Source organism: Calothrix rhizosoleniae SC01, assembly GCF_900185595.1.
GTDB classification, from domain to species: Bacteria; Cyanobacteriota; Cyanobacteriia; order Cyanobacteriales; family Nostocaceae; genus Calothrix_A; species Calothrix_A rhizosoleniae.
Genome location: NZ_FYBH01000339.1, coordinates 1 through 6,421, shown reverse-complemented (window position 1 = coordinate 6,421; position 6,421 = coordinate 1). Strand labels below are relative to the sequence as shown.

General features: G+C 41.0%; 5 protein-coding genes. All 5 read right to left on the bottom strand.

From position 1 onward, the window contains the following. Position 1 precedes the first annotated feature (1 nt). The 5 genes from CALSC_RS28225 to CALSC_RS20740 all read right to left on the bottom strand — a co-directional run bounded on the left by CALSC_RS28225 (position 2) and on the right by CALSC_RS20740 (position 6,131). Complete coding sequence (locus tag CALSC_RS28225) at positions 2-73, bottom strand: HepT-like ribonuclease domain-containing protein (RefSeq protein ID WP_407641959.1); 72 nt, start codon at positions 71-73, stop codon at positions 2-4. Between the two features lie 367 nt (positions 74-440). After that, the gene (locus CALSC_RS20755; RefSeq protein ID WP_088243172.1) at positions 441-3,056 is read right to left on the bottom strand and encodes a U32 family peptidase; all 2,616 of its coding nucleotides are present in this window, start codon (positions 3,054-3,056) and stop codon (positions 441-443) included. 102 nt (positions 3,057-3,158) lie between these two features. After that, positions 3,159-4,307: a glycosyltransferase family 4 protein gene (locus CALSC_RS20750; RefSeq protein ID WP_088243171.1), complete on the bottom strand. Its 1,149-nt coding sequence runs from the start codon at positions 4,305-4,307 to the stop codon at positions 3,159-3,161. 404 nt (positions 4,308-4,711) lie between these two features. Further along, positions 4,712-5,272 carry a phycobiliprotein lyase gene (locus CALSC_RS20745; protein ID WP_088243170.1) on the bottom strand — a complete coding sequence of 187 codons (561 nt, stop codon included), beginning with the start codon at positions 5,270-5,272 and terminating at the stop codon, positions 4,712-4,714. A gap of 187 nt (positions 5,273-5,459) precedes the next feature. Continuing rightward, positions 5,460-6,131 carry a HEAT repeat domain-containing protein gene (locus CALSC_RS20740; RefSeq protein ID WP_088243169.1) on the bottom strand — a complete coding sequence of 224 codons (672 nt, stop codon included), beginning with the start codon at positions 6,129-6,131 and terminating at the stop codon, positions 5,460-5,462. Positions 6,132-6,421: the final 290 nt, after the last annotated feature.

Here is a 6,421-nt window from a genome sequence, read left to right as displayed (position 1 = left end):
CTTAATTGTGAATTAATCGATCACGCATTCCAGCCATAGCTCGCCATTCAATGACATTATATTTTTGGCGCATGGTTCCTTAACGAGGGATTAGGGAGTAGGGGCGTGGGAGTAGGGATGCCCCATGCTTAAAAGTAGGGGATTTCATGTTGACGTTTTGTCTGTCACCGCAAGCGCGCCTCTCCACCCAAATTTTCTTAACTTTCCACGGATAAATCCGGGGGCTATGTCCTACCGGACACGCTATCTCCTTTCAGGAGACGCTTCGCTAACGCTAACGCTAAAAAACCATCCTGGAGTAGAGTATTTTTCCTCTTCCCCTACTCCCTACTCCCTACTCCCTACTCCCTACTCCCTATTCCCTATTCCCTATTCCCTACTCCCTACTCCCTACTCCCTACTCCCTACTCCCTACTCCCTATTTTGGTGAGAAGACTCTTCTAAATCACCTTTCCCATAGAGCCACGAGTTACCCCGAGCTGGTGGTACAATTTTAATTCTTGCCAAAGTTGGGAACCTGTAATTTCACCTCGCAATAACTTTTGATAATATGAAATTACCTGTGTTACCTGTTGGGATGATTCATTGACAAATTCAATCCGAAAATGTTGCAATCCCAACTTTAAAAGATGTTGGACATATTCGGCTCCTGTTTGGGCTGTACCATTAAATACGGTATTACGACAGCCTGCGTCTGCTTGTAATATATGTTCTGTACCGATACGAGATTCGCGGATTTGAACTTCATGTTGTTCGCAAGGTCGTCCACAATTGGTAAAATCAGTTCCTTGGGAAAGGAAGGCACAAAATACACAATGTTCCATATGAAACATGGGCATATGTTGATGGATTGTCACCTCTAACCACTCAGGGGGACAACTTTTGAGTAAATCTTCTAATTGGTTAATATTCAGGTCATAGGAAGCCGTCAGCCTTTCTAAATCACAATGATTGATAAAATAATCAGCTGTTAAAGCATTGGCAATATTTAAAGAAAAATCACCAATACAATGTTCACCAGCAAAAAATTGCAGATGGTCATAATTCCTGACTAAATAACCGTCTGCTTGACAATTAAGTACTTGCTTTAAAATCCAATTCTCATTGGGTTTGGTAATTCGGGGTGGTGCAACAAAAATTTTGGGGGGAGAAATACTCCCCCACTCCTCCACTCTTGCACTCCTCCACTCCTCTGACTGGCGTACCATCTCTACTGCTTGAACATATTTACGGGGGTCTTCAAATTCACAGTAAATAGTCTCTACCCCTATTTGCAAAGCGGCTGCTAACTGTTTTAAATTTCGCACCAGTACAATTAGTTTGGGGGATACCGGAGATGGGGAAGGGGTTACAGGGAGTAAATCTGATAAGGATGCGTGGGGGTTAATTTGCCAAGGTTGAGGCTGACTCCGCAATTTTTGTAAGCGAGTCACTAGTTCCCTGCGCATGTGATTTAATTCACTTACAGGTAATATTACCTCTCCCTGGAGGCGATCGCTTAATTTCTCTAAATAAAAGGGTGTATTTCCTAAACGACCAAACTGGGTTTGTAACAGTTCTCTAGTTAGTGGTTTAGTATTTGCTGCTACCAACTGCATCCGAGATTCTACTTTAACAGTATGACCCTGGGGAGCATCACGGGCGATTGCAATTAATGGTAAATTTATTTCTCCATGCACCTCAATGGTAATGGGACGCTGGAATTGGGGATTTTCCCCAGCAAAACTTTGACGCAGTTGCTTATCTAACCCTGGATCGCTAGTTTTCCAAATGCGATCGCCTGTATGTACTCTTCGCCATTTAATATTATCCTTGCCAAAGGTAAGCAAAGTTTCTTGTCCCTGGTGTTTTACCGTATATATGCGACCTCCTTCTTCCTTCCTTTCTGGATGACCACAATCAAAAACAATACCATCACCAGGTTTAACTGGTGCCTGTAATCTTACTGTTACCTGCTGATTACGGACACGGATAACTTCACCCAAATACACCCCACGCTTTTTACCGAAGCGAGCGTGAACCAGTTCTTGATTATTAATTCCCTTAAACCAACCTGTAGACAATCCCCGAGAAAATGCCATCTCCAATTTATAGCGTTCTTCACCAAGAGGTAGGGGGGAGGCATTCCCCCTGCTCCCTGCTCCCTGCTCCCCTGCCTCTTGCTCCCTGCTCCCTGCTTTTTCTGCTAATTCCTCCATCACCCCATCCACAGCCTGCCGATAGACGCGAGTAACATTGGCAACATACTCTGGTGATTTCAACCGCCCTTCAATTTTCAAACAACTCACCCCAGCCTGTACCAAATTTGGCAACACCTCCAATCCAGCCAAATCCTGGGGACTGAGTAAATATTTTCTCTCCCCTAAATTCACCACTTCCCCATCAGCAATTAACTCATAAGGCATCCGACAAGCTTGGGCACATTCTCCGCGATTAGCCGAGCGTCCACCCAATGCTTCACTAGTCAAACATTGACCGGAATAAGCCACACACAAAGCACCATGCACAAATACTTCCAGGGGTAAAGACGCTCCCCGGTAAGCCATCATGCTCTGAATTTTATTAATATCCCTCAAAGAACATTCACGGGCAAGGACGACTAAATTACACCCTAAAGTCTCCGCAAATTCCACACCTGCATCACTGGTTATAGTCATTTGAGTGGAGGCATGGATCGGAAAATCAGGGGATATGTGACGAATTAACCGACAAATACCCACATCTTGAACAATGGCAGCATCTACCCCCGCAGCAATAATGGCACGGATATATTGTTCAGCCTGCCGCAACTCCTGGGGAAATACTAATGTATTTAAAGTTATGTAACCTTTGACACCTCGACCGTGGAGAAATTCCATTAACTCCGGTAAATCTGCCTCGGTAAAATTTTCTGCCCGCATCCTGGCATTAAATCGCTCTAAACCGAAATAAATTGCATCAGCACCATTTTCTACTGCCGCCTTGGCGCATTCCCAATTACCTGCAGGGGCAAGGATTTCAGGTCTTTGCATGTTTGTGGAGGGGTTAGAAGTGGGGGAAAGGCAATCGGTTGTCATGGGAGTTAATTGGATCAGATAGTAACTAGAGTTTACCGAAATTAGCGATCGCTTTACCAGTTTCCCTATTGCCAAGTTTGGCGTGATGGAATTTAAATTTGTCTAAATACTTCTCAACATCTCTTTTACAGTTTTACCTGCTACAGACCAGTTTAGGCGTGACTGATATTCGTCAAAAGCAGACATTGCTAATTTTTTATATTCAGAGTAGCGAACAAACAAACTAGAAATATATTGACAATATTCTGAGATATCAGATTCTTGATTAAATAGCTTACCGTTTACATTATCCCTAACGATTGTTGGGATACCGCCTAATTTTGTAGACAAACATGGAACTCCAAAAGAATTAGCTTCGCAAAAAACAAGGGGAGTACAGTCTGCTATTGAAGGTAAAATCAGAAAGTGCGATTCAGCTATGAGCCGGTCAATTTGTTCTCTACCTTCTTTAGTTGATTTACTAATAAAACCCAAAGAACGAATAAAATTAGGCAGTGGTTCATCTACCATCGGTGGGCATCCAACTATAGTCAATTCTGTTTCCAAACCGGATGAGTTTAATTCTTTAGCTACTTGAAACGCGATATTTCCTCCCTTCCTCAACCAATTAACACCAAGAAATAACAACTTACATTTGTCAGAGGGTCTGGATTCGACTAGAACCTTGATATCATCAATATTTCTCTGACACTCAATATTAGCTCCGAAAGGCACTACTTTTACTTTATTCGGGTCTACTTTATAATTTTCAATAGCAGTTTTAGCTGCCCATTCAGAAGAATATATTGCTAATTTACACCTATCTAATGCGGATTGCTCCATTGCATTTTGATTTCTAATACTTTCTTGGCAGAGATTGCTAAATTCTGGGTAAAAATCTATCATGCCAGCAAAAGTTGCATCAGTCCAAAAAACAATGGGTTGGGAGCATTCAAGATAAGCAATGGGAATTGAACCGGGACTTAATACTATATCTGCTTCAAGTTGAGACAATTGTTTTGCAGCTTGGTTAGCATAGTTCCGAAGAAGTGCTGGTTCTCTGTAATGTAAATAATTTTGGTTTAGCAAATATTTATATAAATATTCTTTACTTTTAAATAGTATTGAGAGTGGTGAATACTTATTTCTTACAGAACCAATTAAATCTACCTGTATTGATTGCTCTTTTAAAGATTGAGCCATATAAAATCCTATTCCTGACCAATTAGCAATATCTCGAGCATCGTAGGTAGTTATATAAGCAACTCTCACAAAGTTTTCCTCCGCTTGTAAGCTTTTAAATCAACCTTGAGAGCTAATTTGTTAAGATAATCTCAAGAGTGGTGTAATTGATGTGAAACAAGAGTTTCAATAATTGCAGATGAGGCAGTAAAAATGGCAATACGACAGTAAAAATTTGAGCCGTCGCGTAGCGGTTCATAACAGCTTGGCTATTTTTACGCCTTCTAGTGTATTTATTTTTCTAATATCTCTTACATATTATCTACATAATATCCGGGTATTTTTTTTATATTTTTTAAAATAAATTAAGTATAATTACGAGGGCAGTACATATTCATAAATTGAAAGTTCAGTATTTTCCACAAAAAGCCCCGAATATTACTGAGATGCATCAGGGCTTGAAAATTGATATTTTTTATTTGGATACAGAACTTTTAATTTGATGCAGACTGAGCCGCTTGAGAAGCCTTTGTACTTGCAGGGGTAGCACCCATGCGAATTTCAGAAGTGAAGGAAGTAGTACTAAATCCCCCAGCATGTTTGGTTATACTCACACGCATCCGTAGGTTGGGGCTAGCAAACCATAACCGTTCCTCTGAGTACATATTGTCTGATTCAATACTTAAGGTGAGAGACTCATCTTCTCCTATTTTATAGCGACCAGGTGAAGGCTTACCATTATCAGGGATTTGATGTAAAAATTTTCCTTCTTGGGGATTATCAGTATTGGGTATTAAAACTACTACTGTGGAACCAGTATTTTTTTGATTTAGCTTTGTGGTGTCATTCCAGTTAACCTTGGCGGCGCAAGCAGCCTGTTTTGGAGCAAGTTGGTAATATTCACAAACTTTGACAACTTCTGGATGCTGTGAAGTTAGGCTTTCAATAATAATCTCTGACTTTCCTTCTCCTGATGTTTTTCCTATTAAGTCTTTTTTGGTGCGATGACTAAACCATTTACCAGCACTTAATTCAAAAAATTCTGTAATATTCATCTATACAAATCGCTTGGCACTAATTAATTATGCAAATCCCATGTTTATAAGTTAGCAGGAATGGGGAATGAAAGGGAGGGAAGTAGGGAAGGAGTGGAGGAGTGGAGGAGGGAAGGAGTGAAAGAATTACTCCTTTTCCTCTTCCCATTCAATGCCAATATTTATTATCTTTGTTATTTAGGTTGATTCAATCAGTTGTGGCTAATCTTGATAGGGAAATTCTGGCTGCTTCAGCAACGTTGTGATTGCTATCTTTCTCTAGATATTTTAAAGCAGGGATGGTTTTGGGACTGGGAAGATTCCCTAGTGTTTCTGCTAAACGCTGACGTACTAGCCAATCATCGGATTGGACAAAGGGGAGAATATGATCGATTGAATTAATATCTTTAATTTCCCCTAAAGCTGCGATCGCAGCTTGATGCATTACCACTTCCTCGCTATCCAAAGCTTTAATCAGGATATCGTGAGCGCGGATATCTTGTAAATTACCCAAGGATACCGCAGCACTAAAGCGGATTAACCAGTTGGTATCTTCATAGAATAGGCGGGATAGGGTTTCAAAGGCACGAATATCCCCTAAATATCCTAATGCTCCCACAGCATCAGCACGTACATTATAATCTGGTTCTGATTCCAGAATTTGAATTAGCAAATCGTAGGATTCTGGAGTTGGTTTTAACCCTAGAGCAAATGCTGCCATTGCTCGTACTTGTAGAGATTCGTCACCTAACACCTTTTTTATCAAAGGTAAAGCGTCCTTTGGGGGTACATCACGAAGATTTGCTAAGGCTACCATGCGATCGCCCATTTTTGGACTTTCTAATTGGGCGGAAATTTCCTTTAAGCTCAAAGATGACATCTAGTTTCCAGGGCTGTTGTATAGCAAAAGGCAGAAGGCAGGAGGCAGAAGGCAGAAGGCTTATTATTCATATTCCTTTAATTTCAACCTTCAGCATTGTCTAACCTTCCTAGCTAACGCCATATTCTTATATTAAGGATAATTATGAATTATTTCCGCTCTCCTGGGCACGGCGGGGTTAATTTGACTCTATATGTCGAAAGATTGTGGATGCCTTCCTGACTTCTAAGCAGGGGGGCAGGGAGCAGGGAGCAGGGGGAAGGAAAAATTATACTTAAGTAAGTCGGCAC